General features: G+C 60.7%; 20 protein-coding genes and 1 pseudogene. 8 read left to right on the forward strand and 13 right to left on the reverse strand.

Annotated features, from left to right (window positions below; genetic code table 11):
• The first annotated feature begins 317 nt into the window (after positions 1-317).
• Together hydF and ODJ80_RS00805 are read left to right on the forward strand one after the other, a co-directional pair.
• Entirely contained in the window at positions 318-1,517 is a 1,200-nt protein-coding gene (gene hydF / locus ODJ80_RS00800; protein ID WP_263040501.1) for a [FeFe] hydrogenase H-cluster maturation GTPase HydF, read from the forward strand.
• Between the two features lie 400 nt (positions 1,518-1,917).
• On the forward strand, positions 1,918-3,282 hold the full coding sequence (locus ODJ80_RS00805) for a TrpB-like pyridoxal phosphate-dependent enzyme (protein WP_263040502.1): 1,365 nt from the start codon (positions 1,918-1,920) through the stop codon (positions 3,280-3,282).
• Positions 3,283-3,383: 101 nt separating this feature from the next.
• Here the strand turns inward: ODJ80_RS00805 and ODJ80_RS00810 are convergent, their stop codons facing one another.
• On the reverse strand, positions 3,384-3,560 hold the full coding sequence (locus ODJ80_RS00810) for a hypothetical protein (RefSeq protein WP_178863793.1): 177 nt from the start codon (positions 3,558-3,560) through the stop codon (positions 3,384-3,386).
• A 136-nt stretch (positions 3,561-3,696) separates the two neighbouring features.
• Here ODJ80_RS00810 and ODJ80_RS00815 point away from each other — a divergent pair, with 136 nt between their 5' ends.
• The 3 genes from ODJ80_RS00815 to ychF all read left to right on the forward strand — a co-directional run bounded on the left by ODJ80_RS00815 (position 3,697) and on the right by ychF (position 6,388).
• Positions 3,697-4,509, forward strand: coding sequence for an alpha/beta hydrolase (locus ODJ80_RS00815; RefSeq protein ID WP_263040503.1), 813 nt, complete (start codon positions 3,697-3,699; stop codon positions 4,507-4,509).
• A 14-nt stretch (positions 4,510-4,523) separates the two neighbouring features.
• Positions 4,524-5,051: a GNAT family N-acetyltransferase gene (locus ODJ80_RS00820; protein ID WP_263040504.1), complete on the forward strand. Its 528-nt coding sequence runs from the start codon at positions 4,524-4,526 to the stop codon at positions 5,049-5,051.
• 242 nt (positions 5,052-5,293) lie between these two features.
• Positions 5,294-6,388 (forward strand): redox-regulated ATPase YchF, encoded by a 1,095-nt coding sequence (gene ychF, locus ODJ80_RS00825; protein ID WP_263040505.1) that lies wholly within the window; start codon positions 5,294-5,296, stop codon positions 6,386-6,388.
• A 108-nt stretch (positions 6,389-6,496) separates the two neighbouring features.
• On the opposite strand, the gene ODJ80_RS00830 is transcribed toward ychF, so the two are convergent.
• Entirely contained in the window at positions 6,497-6,859 is a 363-nt protein-coding gene (locus ODJ80_RS00830) for a MerR family transcriptional regulator (protein WP_178863802.1), read from the reverse strand.
• A 232-nt stretch (positions 6,860-7,091) separates the two neighbouring features.
• Here ODJ80_RS00830 and ODJ80_RS00835 point away from each other — a divergent pair, with 232 nt between their 5' ends.
• The 3 genes from ODJ80_RS00835 to ODJ80_RS00845 all read left to right on the forward strand — a co-directional run bounded on the left by ODJ80_RS00835 (position 7,092) and on the right by ODJ80_RS00845 (position 9,569).
• Positions 7,092-8,015, forward strand: coding sequence for an ABC transporter substrate-binding protein (locus tag ODJ80_RS00835; protein ID WP_263040506.1), 924 nt, complete (start codon positions 7,092-7,094; stop codon positions 8,013-8,015).
• An 83-nt stretch (positions 8,016-8,098) separates the two neighbouring features.
• A complete protein-coding gene (locus ODJ80_RS00840) occupies positions 8,099-8,860 on the forward strand; it encodes an amino acid ABC transporter permease (protein WP_263040507.1) in 762 nt (253 codons plus the stop codon).
• Entirely contained in the window at positions 8,847-9,569 is a 723-nt protein-coding gene (locus tag ODJ80_RS00845) for an amino acid ABC transporter ATP-binding protein (RefSeq protein ID WP_178863808.1), read from the forward strand. Before ODJ80_RS00840 ends, ODJ80_RS00845 begins: the two co-directional genes overlap by 14 nt.
• Before the next feature lie 87 nt (positions 9,570-9,656).
• Here ODJ80_RS00845 and ODJ80_RS00850 read toward each other — a convergent pair whose 3' ends face one another.
• The 11 genes and pseudogenes from ODJ80_RS00850 to ODJ80_RS00900 all read right to left on the reverse strand — a co-directional run bounded on the left by ODJ80_RS00850 (position 9,657) and on the right by ODJ80_RS00900 (position 23,729).
• Entirely contained in the window at positions 9,657-10,097 is a 441-nt protein-coding gene (locus ODJ80_RS00850) for a hypothetical protein (protein WP_263040508.1), read from the reverse strand.
• 15 nt (positions 10,098-10,112) lie between these two features.
• Positions 10,113-10,583 carry an RNA polymerase sigma factor gene (locus ODJ80_RS00855; RefSeq protein ID WP_263040509.1) on the reverse strand — a complete coding sequence of 157 codons (471 nt, stop codon included), beginning with the start codon at positions 10,581-10,583 and terminating at the stop codon, positions 10,113-10,115.
• Between the two features lie 181 nt (positions 10,584-10,764).
• Positions 10,765-12,534 (reverse strand): phosphoenolpyruvate carboxykinase (GTP), encoded by a 1,770-nt coding sequence (locus ODJ80_RS00860; protein WP_178863815.1) that lies wholly within the window; start codon positions 12,532-12,534, stop codon positions 10,765-10,767.
• A gap of 146 nt (positions 12,535-12,680) precedes the next feature.
• Positions 12,681-13,181, reverse strand: coding sequence for an anaerobic ribonucleoside-triphosphate reductase activating protein (nrdG, locus tag ODJ80_RS00865; protein ID WP_263040510.1), 501 nt, complete (start codon positions 13,179-13,181; stop codon positions 12,681-12,683).
• 87 nt (positions 13,182-13,268) lie between these two features.
• Positions 13,269-13,394, reverse strand: a pseudogene (gene nrdD / locus ODJ80_RS00870) (anaerobic ribonucleoside-triphosphate reductase); the annotation flags it as partial.
• 422 nt (positions 13,395-13,816) lie between these two features.
• Positions 13,817-16,114, reverse strand: coding sequence for an anaerobic ribonucleoside triphosphate reductase (locus tag ODJ80_RS00875; RefSeq protein ID WP_178863822.1), 2,298 nt, complete (start codon positions 16,112-16,114; stop codon positions 13,817-13,819).
• Positions 16,115-16,354: 240 nt separating this feature from the next.
• Positions 16,355-18,151: an aspartate--tRNA ligase gene (aspS, locus tag ODJ80_RS00880; protein ID WP_263040511.1), complete on the reverse strand. Its 1,797-nt coding sequence runs from the start codon at positions 18,149-18,151 to the stop codon at positions 16,355-16,357.
• Between the two features lie 104 nt (positions 18,152-18,255).
• Positions 18,256-19,560 carry a histidine--tRNA ligase gene (hisS, locus tag ODJ80_RS00885; RefSeq protein WP_263040512.1) on the reverse strand — a complete coding sequence of 435 codons (1,305 nt, stop codon included), beginning with the start codon at positions 19,558-19,560 and terminating at the stop codon, positions 18,256-18,258.
• A 408-nt stretch (positions 19,561-19,968) separates the two neighbouring features.
• Positions 19,969-20,370 carry a methylglyoxal synthase gene (locus ODJ80_RS00890; RefSeq protein WP_178863829.1) on the reverse strand — a complete coding sequence of 134 codons (402 nt, stop codon included), beginning with the start codon at positions 20,368-20,370 and terminating at the stop codon, positions 19,969-19,971.
• Positions 20,371-20,449: 79 nt separating this feature from the next.
• The gene (locus ODJ80_RS00895; RefSeq protein WP_263040513.1) at positions 20,450-21,190 is read right to left on the reverse strand and encodes a nucleotide-binding protein; all 741 of its coding nucleotides are present in this window, start codon (positions 21,188-21,190) and stop codon (positions 20,450-20,452) included.
• 148 nt (positions 21,191-21,338) lie between these two features.
• A complete protein-coding gene (locus tag ODJ80_RS00900) occupies positions 21,339-23,729 on the reverse strand; it encodes a penicillin-binding transpeptidase domain-containing protein (protein WP_263040733.1) in 2,391 nt (796 codons plus the stop codon).
• Between the last annotated feature and the right edge of the window lie 13 nt (positions 23,730-23,742).

Genomic DNA, 23,742 nt, shown 5'->3' on the forward strand with positions numbered 1-23,742 from the left:
CTGAGGGCGGCGAACAAGCGGCCCGCGCTCAGGCTTGAGAGAGACAAGTAAAAGTTTTGCCAGCTTTTTCAAAAGCTGCGGGTTGTAGGGCAGAGCCCTACGGCCCTAAGGGGGTTGCAAGGACCGTAGGTCCTGCCTCCCTGAGCGTCAGCAAAAAATGGGGACGTACGTCCCCAAAATCTCTTACGCATGGTAAGACAGGCGAGACCAAAGCCCCAAGGTCTTCCTGGCGTTAGCAAGCGCAAAGGCTTGCGCGAAAACTTTTCGTTTCCGGCACAATACATTCGATCCAACCTGTGAAAGGAGGCACTGCCACCATGAGCCTAAACAACACCCCCTCCGCTGAGAGGGTACACATCGGCTTTTTCGGCCGGAGAAACGCGGGCAAGTCCAGCGTAGTCAACGCCTTTACCAACCAGGAGCTCTCCGTGGTCTCCGACGTGAAGGGCACCACCACCGACCCGGTGATGAAATCCATGGAGCTGCTGCCCATGGGGCCGGTGGTCATCATCGACACCCCCGGCTTTGACGACGAGGGCGCCCTGGGAGAGCTGCGGGTGAAAAAGACAAAGCAGGCCCTCAACCGGGCGGATTGCGCCGTGCTGGTGGTGGACGCCACCCAGGGCAAGACCCCTGCCGACCAGGAGCTGATTGCCCTCTTCCAGCAGAAGGACATCCCCTATCTGGTGGCCTACAACAAGAGCGACCTGGCCGCAGCCCCCCCGCTGGGGGAGAACGAGCTGGCCGTCAGCGCCGTGACCCGGGAGGGCATGGAGGAGCTGAAAGAGCGGGTGGCCCGGCTGACCCGGTCTCCCAGTGAGGGCAAGCGCCTGGTGGGGGACCTGCTTTCCCCCGGGGACCTGGTGGTGCTGGTCACCCCCATTGACAGCGCCGCCCCCAAGGGCAGGCTCATCCTGCCCCAGCAGCAGACCCTTCGGGATGTGCTGGACGCCGGATGCATCTCCCTTGTGGTAAAGGAGGACGGCCTGCGGGACGCCCTGCAAAAGCTGGCCGTAAAGCCCCGCATGGTCATCACCGACAGCCAGGCCTTTTCCCAGGTGGACCGGGACACGCCAGGGGACATCCCCCTGACCTCCTTCTCCATCCTGATGGCCCGGTACAAGGGCTTTCTCACGGACGCTGTCAAGGGCGTGGCCGCCATTGACCGGCTTCAGGACGGCGACAAAGTTCTCATTGCCGAGGGCTGCACCCACCATCGCCAGTGCGAGGACATCGGCACGGTGAAGATTCCCCGGTGGCTGAGGGAATACACCGGGAAAGAGCTTCAGCTGGAGCACTCCTCCGGCCGGGATTTCCCCGAGGATCCCTCCCCCTACAAGCTGGTCATCCACTGCGGCGGCTGCATGCTCAATGACAGGGAGGTGGCTTACCGCCGCAAGACCGCGGCCGACGCCGGGGTGCCCTTTACCAACTACGGCATCACCATCGCCCACTTAAAGGGCATCTTAAAGCGCAGCGTGGAGCTGTTCCCAGACCTGCACGCCCTGCTGCCCTGAGAAAAAACCACAAAAAAGCCCTTGACAATCCCCAGAGACAGTGCTATAGTAACACTAATCAATCAACCTGAAACCGGTGACCGGGACGAGTACCCTTTCGGAGCCGTTTCCAAGCGAGCTGTGGGCGGTGGGAGCACAGCGGAACGGAGAAAGGCGAATGGACCCGCGAGGGCAAACCGAGCAGGGCGTTTTCCCTGTTAGGCGAGACGGAGGCTGACCGTTACAGCAGCTAGCGTATCACAGTGTACGCGATGAGCGCGCCCCCCAGGGGCGAAATTAGGTGGCACCGCAGATGCGAAAGTTTACGCACCTGTCCTAAGTATTTAGGACAGGTGCGTTTTTTCGTTTTTCATGTTGGTTGAGCGCATTTCAAAACCACAATTTGAAAGGATGGTTCATCATGGCACAGATCCCCTACAAAATCTATCTGGATGAAAGCGAGCTGCCCCAGGCATGGTACAACCTGCGGGCCGACATGAAAAACAAGCCTGCCCCCCTGCTGAACCCCGCCACCCATCAGCCCATGACCTTCGAGGAGCTGCGGCCCGTGTTCTGCGACGAGCTGGTCAAGCAGGAGCTGGACGACACCACCCCCTATTTCGACATCCCCGGGGAGATTTTGGACTTCTACAAGATGTACCGGCCCTCTCCCCTGGTCCACGCGGAGTTTTTGGAGAAGGCCTTGGGCACCCCCGCCAAGATCTACTACAAGTTTGAGGGGAACAACACCTCCGGCTCTCACAAGCTGAACTCCGCCATCGCCCAGGCCTACTACGCCAAAAAGCAGGGCCTCAAGGGCGTTACCACCGAGACCGGCGCCGGCCAGTGGGGCACCGCCCTCTCTATGGCCTGCTCCTTCTTTGATTTGGACTGCAAGGTCTACATGGTGAAGGTCTCTTACGAGCAGAAGCCCTTCCGCCGGGAAGTGATGCGGGTGTACGGCGCCTCTGTCACCCCCTCCCCCTCAGAGACCACCGCCATCGGCCGGAAGATTTTGGAGGCCCACCCCGGCACCAGCGGCAGCCTGGGCTGCGCCATCAGCGAGGCCGTGGAGGTGGCTACGGGCCTCCCGGGATACCGGTATGTGCTGGGCTCGGTTTTAAACCAGGTGCTGCTGCACCAGTCCGTCATCGGCCTGGAGGCCAAGGCCGCCTGCGACAAGTACGGCATCAAGCCGGACATCATCATCGGCTGCGCCGGCGGCGGCTCCAACCTGGGGGGCCTGATCTCCCCCTTCATGGGCGAGAAGATCCGGGGCGAGGCCGATTACCGCTTCATCGCCGTAGAGCCCGCCTCCTGCCCCTCTTTCACCCGGGGCAAGTTCGCCTACGATTTCTGCGACACCGGCATGGTGTGCCCCCTGCAGAAGATGTACACCTTGGGCTCCAACTTCATCCCCTCGGCCAACCACGCCGGCGGCCTGCGCTATCACGGCATGAGCAGCGTGCTTTCCCAGCTGTACGCCGACGGCCTGATGGAGGCCCGGGCTGTGGAGCAGACCAGCGTGTTTGCCGCGGCGGAGCTGTTCGCCCGGGTAGAGGGCACCCTGCCCGCCCCCGAAAGCAGCCACGCCATCCGGGCCGCCATTGACGAGGCCCTGAAGTGCAAAGAGACCGGCGAGGAAAAGACCATCCTCTTCGGCCTGACCGGCACGGGCTACTTCGACATGACCGCCTACCAGAAGTTCAACGACGGCCTGATGAGCGACTACATCCCCACCGACGCGGAGCTGGAGGAGAGCTTTAAGCAGCTGCCCCAGGTGTGATCCCCGGCCCCATGCCCTGCAACGATCGCAACGGTACGAGTTAAAAAATGAAAAAGGGCGTCCAGGCCAAAACCTTGGGCGCCCTTTTCTCTTGCCCTGCCTCAGTCCAAGACCTCATAGACCAGGTTCTCCCAGCGCAGCCGGGTGCCCACGTCCACGCCCTCCGGCAGCAGGGCCATGGCGATCATCATGGGCTCGCCCCCATCCGGGATGTCCGTGCGCCGCAGATAGGCGTACTCCCCTTCGATGCGCTCCACCACATATTCATAAGGACCCATTGCAAAGCCCCCCTTTCCTCCTCCATCCTACCCCATCTTTTCCAAAAACGCAACCTGTTTTTCCGCCTTGACATCCGGGAAAATCCTGGGATAATAATAGGAAGGACCCTTATTTCCCCAGAAAGGAAGTTTCTCTATGGAGTTTGTCAAATTTCAACCCCTTCCCGGCTCTTCCGCCCAGGTGGAAGGCTACCTGCATCTTCCCTCTGGCGACGCGCAGAACCGCCGGGAGGCCTTCCCCGCTGTGGTGGTATGCCCCGGCGGCGGGTATGAATCCATCTCCGCCCACGAGGCCGACCCGGTGGCCCTGGATTTTCTGGCCCACGGCTGCCAGGCTTTCGTGCTCACCTACTCCATTGGGGAGGAGGCCAAGGACTTCCGCCCCTTGAAGGAGCTCTCTGAGACGGTGCGCCGCATCCGGGAGAACGCCGCCCAATGGCGCGTGGACCCGGAAAAGATCGCCGTGTGCGGCTTCTCCGCAGGCGGGCACCTGGCCGCCTCTCTGGGCACCCTGTGGAACGACCCGGAGTTTTTAAAGCACTATGACAGCCACGGCGGCCAAAACCGCCCCAACGCCATGATTTTGGGGTACCCCGTCATCACCGCGGACGAGTTTGCCCACGAAGGTTCCCTCCGCCACGTCAGCGGCTGCCAGCCCGGCGAACCCGGCTACAGGTATTTCTCCCTGGAGCAGCATGTGACAAAGGACACCTGCCCCGCCTTTTTGTGGCACACCATGGACGACGACTGCGTCCCCGTGGAAAACAGCTTTGCCATGGCCGCCGCCCTGCACCGGGCGGGCATCCCCTGCGAGGCTCACTTCTTCCCCACTGGCATTCACGGGCTCTCCGTCTGCACCCAGGAGATCGGCATGCCCCATCCCCACAACGCCCAGTGGATGGACCTGTGCCTGCGCTGGCTGGAGGCCACCTTCGGCTACACCCTGTAAAGGGGGCTATTCAGATGGAACACAGCCCCCGGGCCCAAGAGCTCCTGACGGCGCTGTGCGCCGCCTTTCCCGGCCTGCGCCCCCTGGAGGAGGGGGACCTGCCCCTGGTCTTTGCCCTGTACCAGCGCAACACGTTTTACAACTCCGTGGCCCTAGAGGCGCCGCCCACCCTGGAAAGCTGCCGGGAGGATCTGGCCGCCCTGCCCCCTGGCCGGGACCGCCGGCACAAGCTGTTTTTGGGGCTGTTCCAGGGGGAGGGCCTGGCCGCCGTGCTGGACCTGGTGGAGGGGTACCCCGGCGAGGGGACCCTCTACATTGGCCTGCTGGAGCTGGAGGTGCAGTTTCACCGCCAGGGGCTGGGGACCCGGCTGCTCCGGGCCCTGAAAACCGCCGCCCAAAAGGCCGGGTTTTCCTCCCTGCGCCTGGGGTGTTATGAGCGCAACGCCCCGGGCCTGGCCTTTTGGAACGCCATGGGGTTTGAGAAGGAGGGGGAGGTCCTGCGGGAAGGGCGCGCCCTGTATAAAATGCGCCTCTCCCTATAGGCCCTCCAGGCTTGCGGGAACCCCAAAAGAGCGGTATAATACAAGAACACGGTCTGCAAGCGGGCAAAATCCCCATAAAGCTGGGAACCGTTACGGATGAGCCGCTGGCAAAGGCTGTCCCGCTGTTTGCGGCAGCAGCGCCCACCCATTGTGAAAAAAGGGCGTAAAAAGGGCGTAGACAAAATTTAGAGAAAGGCAGAAAGCCCCTAAAAGCAAGGCTTTTTGGATAGGTAAAGAGAGAAATGAAATTAGGAATCGTGGGCCTGCCCAACGTGGGCAAAAGCACCCTTTTCAACGCCATTACCAACGCCGGCGCCCAGTCGGCCAACTACCCCTTCTGCACCATCGAGCCCAACGTGGGCGTGGTGGCTGTGCCGGACAAACGCCTGGACAAGCTGGCTGAAATGTACGAGCCGGAAAAATTCACCCCCGCCACCATCGAGTTTGTGGACATTGCCGGCCTGGTAAAGGGCGCCTCTAAAGGCGAGGGCCTGGGCAACAAGTTCCTCTCCAACATCCGGGAGGTGGACGCCATCGTCCACGTGGTGCGCTGCTTTGAAAACGACGACATCATCCACGTGGAGGGCAGCATCGACCCCAAGCGGGACATTGAGACCATCGACCTGGAGCTGATCCTCTCGGACATCGAGGTGCTGGACCGCCGCATTGACAAGACCCGGAAAATGCTGAAGGCCGACAAGAAATACCAGGCCGAGCTGGACTTTTTAGAGCGGGTCCACCAGGCGCTGGAGGAAGGGAAATCCGCCCGCAGCGTGGAGTGCACCGAGGAGGAGGCGGAAATCCTCTCCACCGTGTCCCTGCTGACCAACAAGCCCATCATCTTCGCCGCCAACATGAGCGAGGACGACTTCCGGGGCGGCGTGGAAAACAACAAGTACTTCCAGGTGGTGCAGGAGTTCGCCCAGGCCGAGCACGCCGCGGTGCTGCCCATCTGCGCCGAGATCGAAGCGGAGATCTCCGGCATGGAGCCTGAGGAGAAGAAGCTGTTCCTAGCGGACATGGGCCTGGAGGAATCCGGCCTGGACAGGCTCATCCAAGCCTGCTACTCCCTGCTGGGGCTCATCTCTTACCTGACCGCCGGCAAGCCCGAGGTGCGGGCCTGGACCATCAAAAAGGGGACCAAGGCGCCCCAGGCGGCAGGCAAGATCCACTCCGACTTCGAGCGGGGCTTCATCCGGGCGGAAGTCATCGGCTTTGACGAGCTGATGGAGTGCGGCACCATGGCCGCCGCCAAGGAGAAGGGCCTGGTGCGCAGCGAGGGCAAGGACTACGTCATGCAGGACGGGGACATCGTGCTGTTCCGCTTTAATGTGTAAGTCCGCCGCGGGGGCAGCTTTGCCGCCCCCGAAAAAAAGAGGATGGCCAAACGCCATCCTCTTTTTTCACACCCTTCCACGGCCCCGCGCCCTTGGGAGAGGGAGCCGTCACCGGCCCTCGGCCTGTTTCAAGCGCTGGATCTTGTGCTCGATCTTTTCCAGGTGGCGCTGCAGCTCCTGGATCTCCTCCAGCACCCGCTGGCGGTGGCCGGTAAAGATCTGCAACCGCTCTTCCACGGTGCTTTTTCCCTGGGCCACCAGGTCGAAATAGCGCCTGATCTCTTTCAGGGGCATTCCGGTGCTCTTCAGGCACATGGCCATTTCCAGCTGAGAGATGTTCTCCTCGGTGTACACCCGGACGCCATTTTTGCTTCGCTGGGGGTGGATGATGCCCTCCTTCTCATAAAACCGCAGGGTGTGGGGCTCCACCCCAAAGCGCTGGGCTGTTTGGGAAATGCTGTAACCCTCCATTGCGCCTCTCCTTTCCAACAGGTGATTAAACTATACTTTAAGTTTAACCTTTTGGCGCGGTTTTGTCAACCGGTTTCTCCCCACCGCGGGGCCAGTTGTATTTTTATACAAATATGGATACAAGAAATCCCCGATAATTTCCCTTTTTCCCTCTTGAAAACGGAGAAATAAGTTGTATAATGTGTATATTCCCTACAAAGAAACCCATAAAGGACGAAGGAGAGAATTACCTATGAAAAAAATTGCAACGCTTCTGGCAGCCCTGATGCTGATGACTGCCGCGTTCTCTGGCTGCGGCGATGCTGGGACAAGCTCCTCTTCCGCCGCTGGCAGCGAATCCTCTGCTGTAAGCGAGTCTTCCGTTTCCGAAGCGAGCTCTGCCGCCTCTGAAAGCAGCTCCTCCAGCGAGGCTTCCTCTGAGGAGACCGCCGCTGGCGACTACGGCGAGTTCACCACCATTGAAGAGGGCAAGCTGATTATGTCCACCAATGCCCAGTTCCCTCCCTACGAGATGGTGGCCGACGGCGAAGGCTTTAACGGCACCGGGTTTGAGGGCATCGACGTGGAAATCGCCTCTGCCATTGCTGACAAGCTGGGTCTGGAGCTCCAGATTGATGACATGGAGTTTGACTCCGCCCTGCTGGCCGTGCAGAACAACACCGCCGATGTGATGCTGGCCGGCCTGTCCTACTCGGAAGAGCGGGACGAAGTGGTGGACTTCACCGACAGCTACGCCACCGGCGTACAGGTGGTTATTGTGAAGGACGGCTCTGACGTGACCATGGATAACCTGGGCGAGAAGATGATTGGCACCCAGCGGGGCACCACCGGTTACATCTACGCCTCTGACACCCCTGAGAACGGCGGTTACGGCGAAGACCATGTGCTGGCCTACGACAACGGCGCCACCGCTGTGCAGGCCCTGATGAACGACCAGATCGACGCCGTCATCATCGACGAGGCCCCTGCCAAGGAGTTTGTGGCCGCCAACGAGGGCCTCACCATCCTGCCCGGCAACTGGGTGGAAGAGCAGTACTGCGCCGCCGTGGATGAGGGCAACACCGCGCTGCAAAACGCCATCAACACCGCTCTCAACGAGCTGATTGATGACGGCACCGTGGACGAGATCATCGCCAAGTACATCAGCGCGGAATAAGCGAAATGATACCATTGTCCCAAGGAGCGGCCCTGCGCCGCTCTTTTGGTCTATGGAATCCCTAAGGAGAGAGGAGTGGGCAGATGAATTTTTCCCAGTTGTACGAGCAGTTTGCCGCCCTGGAGAACCCCGGCTTCTGGCAGGAAGCTTACATGAATTTCTATCGGGCCTGGTTTGAGGGCAACCGGTGGATGCAGTACTTCGAGGGCCTGGGCGTTACCATTCTTGTCACAATCATCGCCTTGCTGATTGGCGTGGTGCTGGGCGTGCTGGTGGCCGTTGTCCGCACAGGCCACGACCAACAGCGAAAAGGCCACCACAACCCCATTTTAGCGCTGCTCAACATGGTCTGCAAGGTGTATGTCACCGTCATTCGCGGCACCCCTATGATGGTGCAGCTGCTGATTATGGGCTTTGTCATTTTCAAAAGCAGCCGCAACCATTCCATGGTGGGCGCCCTGGCCCTGGGCATCAACTCGGGGGCCTATGTGGCAGAGATCATCCGCGGCGGCCTGATGAGCCTGGACCCCGGCCAAACAGAAGCCGGGCGCTCTCTGGGGCTGGGCTACCTCACCACCATGCGGTGCATTGTGGTGCCCCAGGCTTTCAAGGCCATTCTGCCCGCCCTGGGCAACGAGTTCATCACCCTGCTGAAGGACACCTCTCTCATCTCGGTGGTGGCCGGCACAGAGATCGTCTACTTTGCCCAGGCGATTGTGGCCCGCACCTATGAACCCATGTGGCCCTACCTCATCACCGCGGTGATGTACCTGATCCTGGTGCTGATCTTCACCTGGCTCCAGGGGATTCTGGAAAGGAGGCTGCGCGCCAGTGATCGACGTTAAAGGCTTGACCAAGACCTATGGGGACCATCAGGTTCTTAAAGGTATCAACGAACACATCTCCAAAGGGGAGAAAGTGGCCATTATCGGGCCTTCCGGTTCGGGCAAGTCCACCTTTCTGCGGTGCCTGAACCTGCTGGAGGAGCCCACTTCCGGCACCATCACCTTTGAGGGCGTGGACATCACCAACCCCAAAAACGACATCAACAAACTGCGGGCCCGCATGGGCATGGTGTTCCAGCAGTTCAACCTGTTCCCCCACATGACCGTAAAGCAGAACATCACCTTGGCCCCCACCAAACTGAAGCTGATGACCAAGGCCCAGGCCGACAAAAAGGCCCTGGAGCTGCTGGAGCGGGTGGGCCTGCCGGACAAGGCCAACGCCTACCCCAAGCAGCTTTCCGGCGGCCAGCAGCAGCGCATCGCCATTGCCCGGGCTTTGGCCATGAACCCGGATGTGATGCTCTTCGACGAGCCTACCTCCGCCCTGGACCCGGAGATGGTGGGCGAGGTGCTGGAGATTATGAAGGAACTGGCAGACGACGGCATGACCATGGTGGTGGTCACCCACGAGATGGGCTTTGCCCGTTCCGTAGCCACCCGGGTGCTCTTTATGGACGAAGGCAATATCGCCGAACAGAACGAGCCCGAGGCCTTCTTCACCCACCCCCAGAACCCCCGGTTGAAGGAGTTTCTCTCCAAAGTTTTATAAGATTCTTCGTTTCATGAAAAAGCAGTCTGGAATTTCCAGGCTGTTTTTTTGCGCAAAAAAGGGGAGGGCGAACGCTCTCCCCTGTTTTTATTCCTGGGGTGGCAAAGTATACAACTCGGCTTTTGCCATCCGGTCAGAATAAACCTCCACATAAACTTCCTGACCAGGAACGTCTTGAGAAACATAATCTTCCAAATCCACTCCCGCGAATTCCCCTACGCTGTTTCCCTGACCGTCCACCAAGCGGCCTCGGATCAAATTCCCGTGAGTCTCCACGTCCTCCACGGTAAACCGGCCCCCGGTGATCGTTTGGAGAAACTCCCCCAACCAGGAACCACCGGTGGCGGCGTTGGCGCCCACGGCCAAGGCCCCCATCAGGGCGGCGGCCAACGCGGCCACAGCCAGCCGCCGGGCGATGAACTTTTTCGGTCTGCGCTTCTGTTCTGTCAATTGCAAAACCTCCGTTTCCAGTTGGGGAGGCGCCTTCAATTTGGCAAAGGTCTGCCGGTACCGTGTGTTCAGAGCCATCTGTCTCTCCCCTTTCTAATCGTCGCTCAGTTCCTTTTTCAGCCGCTCCCGGGCCCGCTGCAGACGGGTCTGGGCTGTGGATTCCTTCAGCCCGCAGAGAGCGGCCACCTCCTTCACCGGGTATCCCTCGTAGTAGTAAAGGTACAAAGGCACCCGGTACTTTTTCGGGAGGCCCATCACCGCCTGGAACAGCCCGGTCTCCTGGGGGGACTCCATCCCCAGGGACTGGGCGTACTCCTCCAGCGGCACACGCCTGTGAAACCACGGCGAGCACACCAGCCGCCTGGACTCGTTCACCGCCACCCGCAGGAGCCACCGCCGGGCGTGCTCTTTGCTTTCAAAGGTGGGGCTGGCCCGGTACAGCCGCAGGAACACGTTCTGCACAATGTCCTGGGAGTCCGCCGGGTTTTTGCAGGCGTGGAAGGCCACCCGGTAGACGGCGTCTGTGTATTCCCGGACGTAGCCGGTGAACTCCTGCTCCTCCATGGCCTCCACCTCCTTTTGAAAAGCTCTTCACACTTTATACCCGGCAGGGGAGCGTTCTATCCCGCCTGCCGCAAATTTTTTTGCCGGAAACCAGGGGGATACAAAAGGGGCTGCCGTTTTCACGGCAGCCCCTTAAAAGCATTATAAGAAGAGGTTGAAATAAAAGGGTGAGAAAAGCAGCTTACTCGGCGCAGTTCTTCTTCAGGGTCTCCAGCTGGTTGCGGAGCTCCTGGGGCAGCTTGTCGCCAAACTGCTTGTAGAACTCCTCAATGCCCTCGGCTTCCTTGGCCCAGGCAGCCTTGTCCACTTCCAGGATGGACTTCAGGGTCTCGATATCAAAGTCCTGAATGCCCTCCAGGTTGATGTCCTCGGCGTAAGGCACATAGCCGATAGCGGTCTCCTTGGCGTCCACCTTGCCCTCGCAGCGCTTGAGGATCCACTCCAGCACGCGGAAGTTGTCGCCGAAACCGGGCCACAGGAAGTGGCCTTCGCTGTCCAGACGGAACCAGTTGACGTTGAAGATCTTGGGAGCGTTCTCGCCCAGCTTCTCGCCCATCTCGAACCAGTGCTGGAAGTAGTCGCCCATGTGGTAGCCGCAGAAGGGCAGCATAGCCATGGGGTCACGGCGGACCACGCCCACAGCGCCGGTGGCGGCGGCGGTGGTCTCAGAGGCCATGATGGAGCCTACGAACACGCCGTTGTTCCAATCGCGGGACTGGTACACCAGGGGAGTGGTCTGAGCGCGGCGGCCGCCGAAGATGATGGCGGAAACCGGCACGCCCTCGCCCTTGTCAAACTCGGGGCTGATGCAGGGGCAGTTCTTGGCGGGAGCGGTGAAGCGGCTGTTGGGATGGGCGCCCTTCTTCTCAGAGGTCTTGCCATTCCAGGGCTCGCCGGTCCAATCCAGAGCGTTCTCGGGCGGATTCTTGTCCAGGCCTTCCCACCACACGGTGTTGTCATCCAGGTTGTGGGCCACGTTGGTGAAGATGGTGCCCTTCTGGGTGGAGATCAGAGCGTTGGGGTTGGACTTCATGTTGGTGCCGGGGGCCACGCCGAAGAAGCCGTTCTCGGGGTTGATGGCATACAGCTTGCCGTCGGCGCCCTGGCGCATCCAGGCGATATCGTCGCCCACGGTCCAAACCTTGTAGCCCTTGTTGCGGTAGCCTTCCGGCGGGATGAGCATGGCCAGGTTGGTCTTGCCGCAGGCGGAGGGGAAGGCGGCGGTGACGTACTTCACCTCGCCCTGGGGATTCTCAATGCCCAGGATGAGCATGTGCTCGGCCATCCAGCCCTCGTTCTTGCCCAGGTAGGAGGCAATGCGCAGGGCGAAGCACTTCTTGCCCAGCAGCACGTTGCCGCCGTAACCGGAGTTGACGCTGATGATATAGTTGTCCTCGGGGAAGTGGCAGATATAGCGGTTCTCTTCCTCGATGTTGCACTTGCAGTGCAGGCCCTTCACCCAGTCCTCGCTGTCGCCCAGCACGTCCAGCACAGCCTGGCCCACGCGGGTCATAATGGCCATGTTCAGCACCACGTAGATGGAGTCGGTGACTTCCAGGCCGATTTTAGCCAGAGGAGAGCCGATGGGGCCCATGGAGTAGGGGATCACATACATGGTGCGGCCCTTGTAGCTGCCACGAGCAATGTTGAACAGCATCTTATAGGCGCCCTGGGGCTCCATCCAGTGGTTGGTGGGGCCGGCATCCTCTTCCTTGCGGGAGCAGATGAAGGTACGGCCTTCCACACGGGCCACGTCGTTGATGGCAGTGCGGTGCAGATAGCAGCCAGGCAGCTTCTCCTGGTTCAGCTTAATCATCTCACCGGTCTCGCAGGCCTGCTTGCGAAGGCTTTCCAGCTGCTCCTCAGAGCCGTCGATCCAGACGACCTCATCGGGAGTGACCAGCTCTTTCATTTCGTCAAGCCAAGCCAGCACGGACTTATTGTTGGTCATTTGTATGATCTCCTTTCGCCCAATGGCAAAATTTGTGCTTGTCTTCCAGTGTTTATTCTAGCACAGCGGGGCCTAAGAATCAATGACTAATTTGTTAAAAAGACAGCAATCTGGCCGGGGGCGTTCAGCCCTCCCCGTTCAAGCTGCTATTCCTCTTCCACCAGCACCACATGCCCCTGCTTACGGGTCTCCTTCATGTTGATGAGCCGCTGGTTCTCGCTGCCCCGGAAGCGCAGCTCCAGGTTGCGCTGTTCCAGCACAAAGGGCCCATCGATGAGCAGGTCCACCTCTGCCAGCAGGGCGTTGACGGCGGGGTCGTTTTTCTCCAGCAGCTGTTCATAGGTCCAACCGGTGTAACAGGCCACGTCCTTCCCCGCGCCGTGGACCAGCTTTGCCAGCTCCGCCAGCGGCTCCGGCTGGCAGAAGGGCTCCCCCCCGCTGAAGGTGACGCCCTTTAAAATGGGGTCCTTTTGAAAGTCCTCGAACAAAGCCTGGGGCGTGGTCCGCTGCCCCCCCTCGAAGGCCCAGGTCTGGGGGTTGTGGCAGCCCGGGCAGTGGTGGGGGCACCCCTGGGTGAACACGGTGTAGCGGATGCCCGGCCCGTCCACAATGGATTCTTTGATAACGCCGGCGATTGTCAGTTCCATACCTCTCTCTCCTTAGCGGCAAACATATTTGGAAAAGAAAGCCGGGTGGGTTTCCCCATCCGGCTTCCCATGTATGACAGCCCTCTCTTACAGGTTGGAAAGGGTGTGCTTCACCCGGTCCTTTTCCTCGGCCCGCTTGGCGTTGTTCCAGCGGTCGATGGTGCCCACCAGGTAACCGGTGATGCGGCGGATGCGCTCGAAGTCCCGGCCCTCGCCCACCAAAACCTGCTCTTTATTTTCCACAACTGTCTTTGCCATGACAAATTCCTCCTTATTCTAAAATCCAAAAGGGTTTCTCTATCAAAAATCAAGAACTATTCTTATTTTAGCAGAATCCTGTGTCCCTGTCAACAGTATCCCACAAGATTTTGAGGGCCGTGCCCGGATGGAGCGATTCGCGGCGGAGTACCTCCGCTGTCTCTTCGCGCCCTGGGCAGCTCGCTGACGCTCGTGCCGATCGAGCCGCCAACGCGCGTCCGCGGCGGAGTGCCTCCGCTGTCTCTTCGCGCCCTGGGCAGCTCGCTGACGCTCGTGCTGATCGAGCCGCCAACGCGCGTCCGCGGCGCTGGCTTCGCTGGGACCTTCCTGGCCTTGCCGCAGGCAAGACAACCGGCTTGTCCCGTCCGGTCACGGACTTATCGGATCAGGCAGGAGTAATCCGGCACGTCATGGTACTTCTTGCGCAGCTCCTGGAGCTTCTCCAGGGGCACGCCCTCCCCGGCGTGGCGGCCGCAGCGGGGGCACACGTCGTCGATAATGCCGTTATAGCCGCAGACAGGGTCCCGGTCCACCGGATGGTTCACAGAGCCGTAACCGATGCCCGCCTCCTTCATGCAGCGGATGACGCTCTCAAAGGCGTCGATGTTCTTGCACACGTCCCCGTCCAGCTCCACATAGCTGATATGGCCCGCGTTGGTCAGGGCGTGGAAAGGCGCTTCCTTCTTAATCTTCTCAAAGGCGCTGATGGGGTAGTACACCGGGATGTGGAAGGAGTTGGTGTAGTACTCCCGGTCGGTGACGCCGGGGATTTTCCCAAACTTCTTCTGGTCGATGCGGACAAAGCGGCCGGACAGGCCTTCGGCGGGAGTGGCCAGCAGGGTGAAGTTCAGGCCCGTCTCCTGGGACTTGTCGTCCATGCGCTTGCGCATGTAGGAGATGATCTCATAGCCCAGCTGATAGCTTTCCTCACTCTCGCCGTGATGCTTGCCGGTCAGGGCCACCAGCGTCTCTGCCAGGCCGATGAAGCCCACGGAGAGGGTGCCGTGCTTCAACACTTCGGCCACAGAGTCGTTGCGGTCCAGCTTTTCAGAATCAATCCAAACCCCCTGCCCCATCAGGAAGGGGTAGTTGTAAGCCTTTTTGCTGCACTGGATCTTGAACCGGTGCAGCAGCTGCTCGATGCACAGGTCAATGCGCTCATCCAGGATCTGGTAGAATCTCTTGATATCTTTTTGGGCCTCAATGCCGATGCGGGGCAGGTTGATGGAGGTAAAACTCAGGTTGCCCCGGCCGCAGGTCACCTCGCGGTTCCTGTCGTGGACGTTGCCCATCACGCGGGTGCGGCAGCCCATGTAGGCCACCTCGGTGTTGTAATCGCCGGGCTTGTAATACTGCAGGTTGAAGGGGGCGTCCAAAAAGCTGAAGTTGGGGAACAGCCGCTTGGCGGAGACCCGCATGGCCAGCTTGAACAAATCGTAGTTGGGGTCGCCCTCGTTGTAGTTGACGCCTTCCTTCACCTTGAAGATCTGCACCGGGAAGATGGGGGTTTCCCCGTCGCCCAGGCCGGCCTCGGTGGCCAACAGCAGGTTGCGGATGACCATGCGGCCCTGCTCGCTGGTGTCGGTGCCGTAATTCAAGGAGCTGAAGGGCACCTGGGCGCCCGCCCGGGAGTTCATGGTGTTCAGGTTGTGCACCAGGGCTTCCATGGCCTGGTAGGTGGCCTTGTCCGTCTCCCGCCAAGCTGTCTCGGCGGCGTAGCCGGCGGCTTTCTGGGCCTCCTCCTGGGTGATCTCCTGGAAGCCGTTTTCCCGCTGATGGCGGGGCAGGTAGTCCACAAACTTCCGGGCAAATTCCTGGGCCTGGTCCATGTTGACCCGCTCCCCCAGGTTCTCCTTCACGTTGTCCACCAGGGCCTTCACCTGGTCGTAAGGCATGCCTTTTTCCAGCTGAATAAACTGAATCAAAGCCTTAAAATACTCTTTGGAGTAGGTCTTATCCACGCCCTGGGCCATGGAGTAATCGAAGTTGGGCACGCTTTGGCCGCCGTGCATCTCGTTCTGGTTGGCCTGAATGGCAATGCAGGCCAGCGCCGCATAGCTGGAGATGGCGTTGGGCTCCCGCAGATAGCCGTGGCCTGTGGAGAAGCCGTTGTGGAACAGCTTGATCAGGTCGATCTGGCAGCAGGTCTCCGTCAGGGTGTAGAAATCCTTGTCATGGATGTGGATTTTCCCCTCGGCGTGGGCCTTGGCGATGTGGGGCGGGATGACGTATTTATCATAAAAGCTCTTGGCGCCCTCAGAGCCGTACTTCAGCATGGTGCCCATGGCGGTGTCCGCGTTGATGTTGGCGTTCTCCCGCTTCAGGTCCACGTCCTCGGCGGCCACAAAGGTGAGGGCAGAGTAGATCTTCACCAGCTCGTCGTCCATCTCGCGGAGCTTCTGGTGCTCGGCCCGGTACAAGATGTAGGCCTTGGCCGTCTTGGCATAGTCGGCGGCAATGAGCTTTTCCTCCACCACGTCCTGGATCTGCTCCACCGTGGGGACCTCTTTCATCTTTTCCAGCTCTGCCACAACAGCCTGGGTCAGCTGGTCCAGCTGCTTGTCGCTCATCTTTTCGGTGGCGTTTCGCACGTTGGCCTTAAAGATGGCGCCGCGTATCTTGGAAGCGTCGAAGGGGACTTGCTCCCCACTGCGCTTGATGATGGTTTTCAGCATGGCGTTTTCCTCTTTCTCAAATTCTCATTGAGCCTCCCAGAGGGGGCGTATCCTCCCCCAGTTCTTCGGGGGAGGACGCTTTTTATTATAGTCCAAAGCAGGGGGGCTGTCAACAGGCAAAACACTATATATTGTGGGTTTTTGAAATTCCCTCTGAGAAATACCCAAAATATACAGCCCCCAAACAGCGTTTCACAACGCCGCCGGGGGCTGATTTCACAAGGTTTTATCCTGCTTTGCTCACTCTTCTTCCGAATGTTCCACGACCTGGATGGAGAGCTCCTCCAGCTGGGCCGGGGTGACGGGGGCGGGGGCGTCCATCATCAAATCCTGGGCGCTCTTGTTCATGGGGAAGGCGATGACCTCCCGGATGGAGCTCTCGCCGCACAGCAGCATGACCATCCGGTCCACCCCGGGGGCAATGCCCGCGTGGGGCGGCGCGCCGTAGCAGAAGGCGTTGTACATGGCGGGGAACTTGGCCTTCACGTCCTCTTCTCCCAGGCCCACCAGCTCAAAGGCCTTCACCATGATCTCCGGGTCGTGGTTCCGCACCGCGCCGGAGGACAGCTCCACACCGTTGCACACCAGGTCGTACTGCTCGGCCAGGATGGTCAAGGGGTCGGTCTCTCCCCGCTCGGCCTTGAGCAGGGCCTCTAAGCCGCCGGAGGGCATGGAGAAGGGGTTGTGGCAGAACTCCAGCTGGCCGCTCTCCTCCCCGATCTCGTACAGGGGGAAGTCCACGATCCAGCAGAACTCGTACCGCTCCTTGTCCAGGTGGCCTTCGCACTGGGCGCCGGCCAGCTTCACCATGACGCCGGAGGTCTTCCACACCTGAGAGCGGGTCCCGGCGCACAGCAGCACCAGGGTGTCGTTTTCCAGGGAGAGGGCCTCCTTCACCTGGGCGGCCAAGGCCGGGCCGGCGTTGAGGAACTTGGCGATGCCGCCCACGATCTCCCCCTTGTCGTCCACCCGGAACCAGTAGGGCTTCTGCCCCGCCTGCACCTCCACGTCGGCGCACAGCTTGTCGATGGCCTTTCTCGTCAGCTTGCAGCCCGACACCGGCACAGCCTTGACCAGGTTCCCCTCAAAGGGGCCAAAGCCGCAGTTTTGCAGCAGGTTTGTCACGTCCTTCACCCGCAGGTCGATTCTAAGGTCCGGCTTGTCCGAGCCGAACTCCTCCATGGCCTGGAAATAGGGAATGCGCTGGAAGGGCGCTTGGGAGGCGATATGATAGGCGCCGTATTTGGCAAAAATGGGGGGCAGCACCTGCTCCAGCACGGCGAACACATCCTCCTGCCCGGCAAAGGCCATCTCCATATCCAGCTGGTAGAATTCGCCGGGGGAACGGTCGCCCCGGGCGTCCTCGTCCCGGAAGCAGGGGGCAATTTGGAAGTACTTGTCAAAGCCGGAGGTCATCAGCAGCTGCTTGAACTGCTGGGGAGCCTGGGGCAGGGCATAGAACTTGCCCGGATGCTTGCGGGAGGGCACCAGGTAGTCCCGGGCGCCCTCGGGGGAGGAGGCGGTGAGGATGGGGGTGGTGATCTCCAGAAAACCCTGGTCCTCCATGGCCCGGCGCAGGGCAGAGACCACTTGGCTGCGCAGCACGATATTCCGCTTCACCTGGGGGTTGCGCAGGTCCAGGTAACGGTACTTCAGCCGGGCGTCCTCGCCGGCGTCCTTGGAATAGTTGATCTCAAAGGGCAGCTCGTTGTACTGGCAGCGGCCCAGCACGGTAATCTGGCTGGGGGCCACTTCAATGTCGCCGGTGGGCAGCTTGGGGTTCTTGCTGGTGCGCTCCCGCACCAGGCCGGTGACGGCGATGGTGGTCTCCTTGTTCAGGGCCTTCACCTGCTCCATCATCTCTTCTGTCTCGATGACCACCTGGGTGGTGCCGTAAAAGTCCCGCAGGACCAGGAAGCCGAAGTTGCTCCCCACCTCCCGCAGGTTCTCCATCCAGCCCGCCAGGGTAACGGTCTGGCCCACATGCTCCATGCGCAGCTGGCCGCAGGTGTGGGTGCGATACTTTGTCTGTGTCATAGTTCCTCTTTCCCTTTCTCACGTTTCTGAAAGCCGCCCCTCGGACAGGGCTTGCCGTTTTGGCCATCCAAATGCCGCCCATCAAATAGGCGGGCGGCATCCCATTAAAAGAAAATCCCGTCCTGCGAGAAGTCCTCCGCCTCGGTGCTCACCGTGACGTAATCATTGATAAAGTCCTGGCCGCTGATGGCAATTTTCCTCTTCTCGCCGGTCTTCATGTTCTTCAGCTCGGCCTTTCCGGCCTCCAGCTCGTTGTCACCCAGCACCATGGTGAACTTGGCGCCGATCTTGTCGGCATACTTCATCTGGGCCTTCAGACCCCGCCCGCACAGGTCGCAGTCGGCGGGAATGCCGCAGCGGTGCAGCTCCTCCATAAGCAGCAGGGCTTTTGTCTGGGCCGCGTCCCCCATAGAGGCAATGTAAGCCTCGCACTTCACCGGCTGGGGGAACTCCACCTGCTGGGCCTCCAGGGCCATCATGATGCGGTCCAGGCCCAGGCCGAACCCCAGGCCGGGGGTGGGCTTGCCGCCGAATTCCTCCACCAGGCCGTCGTACCGGCCGCCGCCGCCCAGGGCAAAGCCCAGGCTCTTGGAGGGGAACTCGAACACGGTGCGGGTGTAGTAATCCAGGCCACGGACCAGGCCGGGGTCTATCTCAAACTCGATGCCCAGGGCGGTCAAAAACTCCTGGACCTTGGCAAAGTGGGCTTTGCAGTCCTCGCACAAGTAATCGGTGATCTTGGGCGCGCCCTGGGCCACCTCCTGACACTCGGGGCTCTTGCAGTCCAAAATGCGCATGGGGTTGCGCTCCAGCCGGGAGAGGCAGGTGTCGCACAGCTGGTCCTTCCGGGCGGTGAAGTACTCCTTCAAGGCCTTGTGGTACTCCTTGCGGCACTCCGGGCAGCCGATGGAGTTCAGCTGCAGGCCCACGTCCTCCAGGCCCAGGCGCTTAAAGGCGGACAGGGCCATGGCGATGATCTGTGCGTCGGCCACGGGCTGGGCGGCGCCGAACATCTCCACGCCGAACTGGTGCAGCTCCCGCAGGCGGCCCGCCTGGGGCTTCTCATACCGGTAGCAGGAGGTCAGGTAGTACAGCTTCACCGGGTAGCCCGCGTTGTACAGGCCGTTCTCCAGCATGGCCCGCACAGCCCCGGCCGTGCCCTCGGGCCGCAGGGTAATGGAGCGCCCGCCCTTGTCCTCAAAGGTGTACATCTGCTTTTCCACCACATCGGTGGTGTCGCCCACGCCCCGGAGGAACAGCTCGGTGTGCTCAAACACCGGGGTGCGCACCTCCCCAAAGCCGTTGAGCTCCGCCTCGCTGCGGAACACGTCCTCCATAACCTGCCATTTTTCCGATTTGCCCGGAACGATGTCCACCGTCCCCTTGGGCGCTTTCGTGATGAGTTCCATTCTGATGTCTCCTTTCTCAGTTTCCCCCCTGGGGAAAACTGCGCCATGTCTCCCCTTTCTCCCGCAGAAAGGGGCCAAAGAACGCCGGGCGGCCCCGGCTGGACCATTCGCGCCTGCCGCCGGAGACAGAAAAAAGACCCTCCCCTGGGGACGCGGCAAACAAAGGCCGTGCCAGGGACGAAGGTCTCTCCGTGGTGCCACCCTGATTCAAAAGCGGGAAACCCCGCTCTCCTTTTTTATACGTTTGCGGCTGGCGGGCGTCTTTCCCTTCCTCATTCCCCAAGGGGGCTCGCAGCGCCCAAAGGGCGCCCCCTCTCTCTGCCGGGCATCCGAAGGTACTCATCCCGCGTCATTGCCGGACGTGTCCTATTATAGCCGCTTTTCCCGTTCTTTGCAACAGGAAAAAGCTCAATCCCGCAGGATATTGCGCCAATCCAGGTCGCCCCGCTCCAAGCCGTGGATGAGCACCTCGGCCGTGGCGATGTTGGTGGCCACCGGGATGTTGTGCATGTCGCACAGGCGAAGCAGGTTCATGTCGTTGGCGGCCTCGTGGGACTTGGGGTTCAGCGGGTCCCGGAAAAACAGCAGCAGGTCGATTTCGTTGCAGGCGATGCGGGCCGCAATCTGCTGGTCGCCGCCCTGAGAGCCGCTTAAAAACCGCTGGATCTCCAGGCCGGTGGCCTCAGAGACCATCTTGCTGGTGGTGCCGGTGCCGCACAGGGTGTAGCGGCTGAGGATGCCGCAGTAGGCAATGCAGAACTGCACCATCAATTCTTTTTTCGCGTCATGTGCCGTAATTGCAATGTTCATCTTGATTCAATTCCTCCTTGCTTTTCCAATACAGCTCGTCTGTACCCCATTTATGTAATTTATGCTGGAATTTTAATTTTTATAAAGAATCCGGAATGGGGATAGCCTCCCCCTCCAGCCGGCCCGCCATGCGGGAAAGCGCCATCATCCCGGGGGAATTCTCCCGGGCGCTTTTCCCCTTTAGAAAGGAGGCCGCTAAAGAAAAATCCTCTGGAACAACGCCAAAAAGGCGGATGCCCGCCTCATCAATGACGCCGTCCAGGTCGCCATAAACGCCGGTCTCCCAAAAAAGCCTGCCGTTAAAGCGGTTCACCGCCAAACGCATATCAGAAATAGAAAGCCTGGAAAGCAGCTGCCGCACGGCGCCGGCGCTTCGCACGCACACCGGGTCCGGGCTGCACACCACAATGGCCCTGTCCGCCCCGCAGGCGGCCGAGCGGAACCCACCGCCCACCCCCGCAGGGGAGTCCAGCAGGACGTGGTCAAAATAGCGGGAAAGCAGGGGCACCAGGCGCTTCATCACCGCCGGACGGATCATATCCTCTCCCAGAGAGGGGGCCGGCAGCAGGAAAAGGCCCTCTGCCTCCCCGCAGGGGTAAATGGCCTCTGCCGGAGCGCACCGGGCAAAGACCACATCGGCCATATCGAACACCAGGTTCTCTTCCGTACCGGTCATGCGGTCCAGGCTTCGCAGGCCCGCGTCGCAATCCACCAGCAAAACACGGCGGCCCCGCTTGGCCAAAGCCCGGCCCAGCCCCACCGCCAAAGTGGATTTGCCCACACCGCCCTTTCCAGACGTGATGACTGTTGCTATACCCATAAATTACTCTACCTCGGCTATCATCTTAGCACACTTCCAGCAAATTGTCAAAAACAAATAGATGCAAATTATACGTTGAAATAAAATATGTGGCGAACATCCAGTTTTTAAGCGATTCTTTTGAACAAGACGCCCCACCTGGGCCCGCCTACTCCCTTCTGTAATAGGGTGCGCCCGAAGGCACCCCGGGCGCGCTCTCTTCCGAAGAGCTGGCGCCGCTCGCCTCCTGGCTGGATTCGCCGCTGCTTTCACCGCTGGCATCCGGCGCGGGAGAGGCGCTCTCCCCTGTAAAGGGTGTGTCTGGGATATCGTTGCCCCGGCCCGGGGTGGGAGAGGCAGAGGGCTCCTGGCTGGCGGCGTCCCCGTCCTCGCTGTCGGAGGAGGCGTCCCCGCTCTGCTGCTCCTGTGCGGCCTGTTCCTCTGCCAGCTCTTCGGCCGTCTTGATGATGACACCGTCATCGTCCACCTGGTTGCCTTCCTGGTCGTACTTGTTGCCGTCCTCGTCCCAGGTGTAGAAGCCGAAGTACTGGTCCAGGATGTCCTTGGCCACATTTTTGGCGTAGTTGCCGGTGTTGCCCTGCTCGATCATCACCGCCACGGCAATCTCCGGGTCGTCCGCGGGGGCGTAGCAGATAAAGCTCAGGTTGGGCTCGGTGCCGTTTTTGCCTGTGGAGGTTTCGGCAGTACCGGTCTTACAGGCGATGGACACCGGGTAGTTGGCAAACACCGTGCCCGCATTACCTTCCGTGGCCACCATCTGCATGCCGGCCTGCACCACGCCCAGCACATTGCCGGAAAGGCCCGCGTCGTACAGCTCCACAGGCTCATACTCCTCCAGCACCGTTTCACCGGTGTAGTCGGTGATCTTGTCCAGAAAGTGGGTTTGCAGACGCACACCGCCGGTGGCGATGGTGGCGCACATGGTGGCCAGCTGGATGGGGGTGAACATGTTGTCCGCCTGGCCGATGGCCGTCTGGGCGGATACGCCGTCGGTCCAGTTCACACCGTGGTTTTCCCGGTACTCCTGGGGGTTGGACATGGTGCCCGTGGATTCGCCAATCTCCACGCCGGTGGTGGTGCCCAGGCCGAAGTACTCGGCATAGGGCGCAAGCCGGGCAATGCCCAGGTTTAAGCCCACGTTGCTGAAGTAGGTGTTGCAGGAGTGGGCCAGGGCCCCGTACAGGTTCCAGGTGCCGCCGCCGCAGAGGCAGCCCTGGCTCAGGTCAAAATAGTTCCACACGCCGCCGCAGGTGTAGGTGGTGCCCGCGCTGATGACCCCTTCCTGCAGGGCCGCCAGGGCCACCACCGGCTTGAACACCGAGCCAGGGATGAACACGCCGTTGAGGGCCAGGTTCACCATGGGCTGGTTCTCGTCGGCCAGCAGGTTGTTGTAGTACTCCCCGTCCCCGGCGATGCTCTCCACCAGCTGGTTCACGTCGTAGGTGGGGTAGGAGGAGCAGGCCAGCACCCCAAAGGTGTCCACATCCAGCACCACCGCCGCGCCAGAGGTACAGTTGCGCGCGTCAATATTGCCCTGGATATTCTTCTCCAAGGAGAGGTTGGCCACCCGCTGCAGGTCAGAGTCCAGGGTGGTCTGCACCGTGTGCCCTTCCTCCGGGGCGGTGGTCACGGCAGTGCTCTCCACTCCGCCGCTGGAATCGGTATAAATGGTCTCCTCTCCCCGCTGGCCGCGGAGCTCCTCCTCAAAGGCGGCCTCAATGCCCGAGCGGCCCATGGTGTCGCTCCACTTGTAGCCAGAGATGTTGTTCTCCGCGTCATAGGTGGTGCCGTCCTCCACGGCCTGCTGGTACTGGGTGTCCGTAATAACGCCGGTGTAGCCCACCACATGGGGGGCCAAGGCGCCGTCCTCCCCGTAATACCGGGTGACCGCCACCCGGGTCTCGATGCCGGGCCACTCCTCCGAACGCTCGCTGATGACGCCCACCGTCTCGGCGGAAACATCCTCGGCAATGACATAGGGGCTGGTGCGGGAAAACCCATCTTGGGTCATGGAATAGCGCACAGAAGCCACGTTGCGCATATCCTCTTTGGAATATCCCTGGCAGTCGTACTGCTGGGCCAGCTCTGCCATGCACTCCTCCGCTGTGGCGTACTCCGCCAGGCTCAAAGCCTCCTGCAAGGTTTGAATGGCGCTTTCGCTGTCCTCTTTATATTGGTAGGTCCCATCCTCCGCCAGGACAATGGGCAGCCGGTCCCGCCAGGTCTCCCCCCGCTCCTCCAGCAGGTCGATGACCTGGATGATGGTGGCGTTGCGCCGGTCATAGTCCATGTCCAGGGCGTCGTAGACGATGTTGTAGCTGGAGCGGTTGCCTGCCAGCACAGTGCCGTCCCGGTCCAGGATCTCCCCCCGGGCGGCCTCGATTTCGATGGTGTCCGTGCGGCTGGAAAGGGAAAGCTGCTCATATTTATCCCCTTCCACAAGCTGCCATTGGACCAGGCGAAGCTCATAGACCACAAACACCGCCAGCACCAACAGGATGCAGGCGGCGGAACGGCCGATCTTTCCCAGCTTGGGCATTTTCAAAGGGAGG

The sequence above is a fragment of the Acutalibacter sp. LFL-21 genome (assembly GCF_025630755.1).
GTDB lineage: Bacteria > Bacillota > Clostridia > Oscillospirales > Acutalibacteraceae > Acutalibacter > Acutalibacter stercoravium.

What these genes read in the sequence shown, in the direction of transcription:
- ODJ80_RS00855 (WP_263040509.1), bottom strand. Translation starts at nt 10,583, where the DNA reads ATGGAGGAGCAGGAGTTCACCGGCTACGTCCGGGAATACACAGACGCC.
- ODJ80_RS00810 (WP_178863793.1), bottom strand. Translation starts at nt 3,560, where the DNA reads ATGGGTCCTTATGAATATGTGGTGGAGCGCATCGAAGGGGAGTACGCC.
- ODJ80_RS00820 (WP_263040504.1), top strand. Translation starts at nt 4,524, where the DNA reads ATGGAACACAGCCCCCGGGCCCAAGAGCTCCTGACGGCGCTGTGCGCC.
- ODJ80_RS00875 (WP_178863822.1), bottom strand. Translation starts at nt 16,114, where the DNA reads ATGCTGAAAACCATCATCAAGCGCAGTGGGGAGCAAGTCCCCTTCGAC.
- ychF (WP_263040505.1), top strand. Translation starts at nt 5,294, where the DNA reads ATGAAATTAGGAATCGTGGGCCTGCCCAACGTGGGCAAAAGCACCCTT.
- ODJ80_RS00900 (WP_263040733.1), bottom strand. Translation starts at nt 23,729, where the DNA reads ATGCCCAAGCTGGGAAAGATCGGCCGTTCCGCCGCCTGCATCCTGTTG.
- ODJ80_RS00805 (WP_263040502.1), top strand. Translation starts at nt 1,918, where the DNA reads ATGGCACAGATCCCCTACAAAATCTATCTGGATGAAAGCGAGCTGCCC.
- ODJ80_RS00815 (WP_263040503.1), top strand. Translation starts at nt 3,697, where the DNA reads ATGGAGTTTGTCAAATTTCAACCCCTTCCCGGCTCTTCCGCCCAGGTG.
- ODJ80_RS00860 (WP_178863815.1), bottom strand. Translation starts at nt 12,534, where the DNA reads ATGACCAACAATAAGTCCGTGCTGGCTTGGCTTGACGAAATGAAAGAG.
- ODJ80_RS00850 (WP_263040508.1), bottom strand. Translation starts at nt 10,097, where the DNA reads ATGGCTCTGAACACACGGTACCGGCAGACCTTTGCCAAATTGAAGGCG.
- hisS (WP_263040512.1), bottom strand. Translation starts at nt 19,560, where the DNA reads ATGGAACTCATCACGAAAGCGCCCAAGGGGACGGTGGACATCGTTCCG.
- aspS (WP_263040511.1), bottom strand. Translation starts at nt 18,151, where the DNA reads ATGACACAGACAAAGTATCGCACCCACACCTGCGGCCAGCTGCGCATG.
- ODJ80_RS00835 (WP_263040506.1), top strand. Translation starts at nt 7,092, where the DNA reads ATGAAAAAAATTGCAACGCTTCTGGCAGCCCTGATGCTGATGACTGCC.
- nrdG (WP_263040510.1), bottom strand. Translation starts at nt 13,181, where the DNA reads ATGGAACTGACAATCGCCGGCGTTATCAAAGAATCCATTGTGGACGGG.
- ODJ80_RS00890 (WP_178863829.1), bottom strand. Translation starts at nt 20,370, where the DNA reads ATGAACATTGCAATTACGGCACATGACGCGAAAAAAGAATTGATGGTG.
- ODJ80_RS00830 (WP_178863802.1), bottom strand. Translation starts at nt 6,859, where the DNA reads ATGGAGGGTTACAGCATTTCCCAAACAGCCCAGCGCTTTGGGGTGGAG.
- ODJ80_RS00895 (WP_263040513.1), bottom strand. Translation starts at nt 21,190, where the DNA reads ATGGGTATAGCAACAGTCATCACGTCTGGAAAGGGCGGTGTGGGCAAA.
- ODJ80_RS00840 (WP_263040507.1), top strand. Translation starts at nt 8,099, where the DNA reads ATGAATTTTTCCCAGTTGTACGAGCAGTTTGCCGCCCTGGAGAACCCC.
- hydF (WP_263040501.1), top strand. Translation starts at nt 318, where the DNA reads ATGAGCCTAAACAACACCCCCTCCGCTGAGAGGGTACACATCGGCTTT.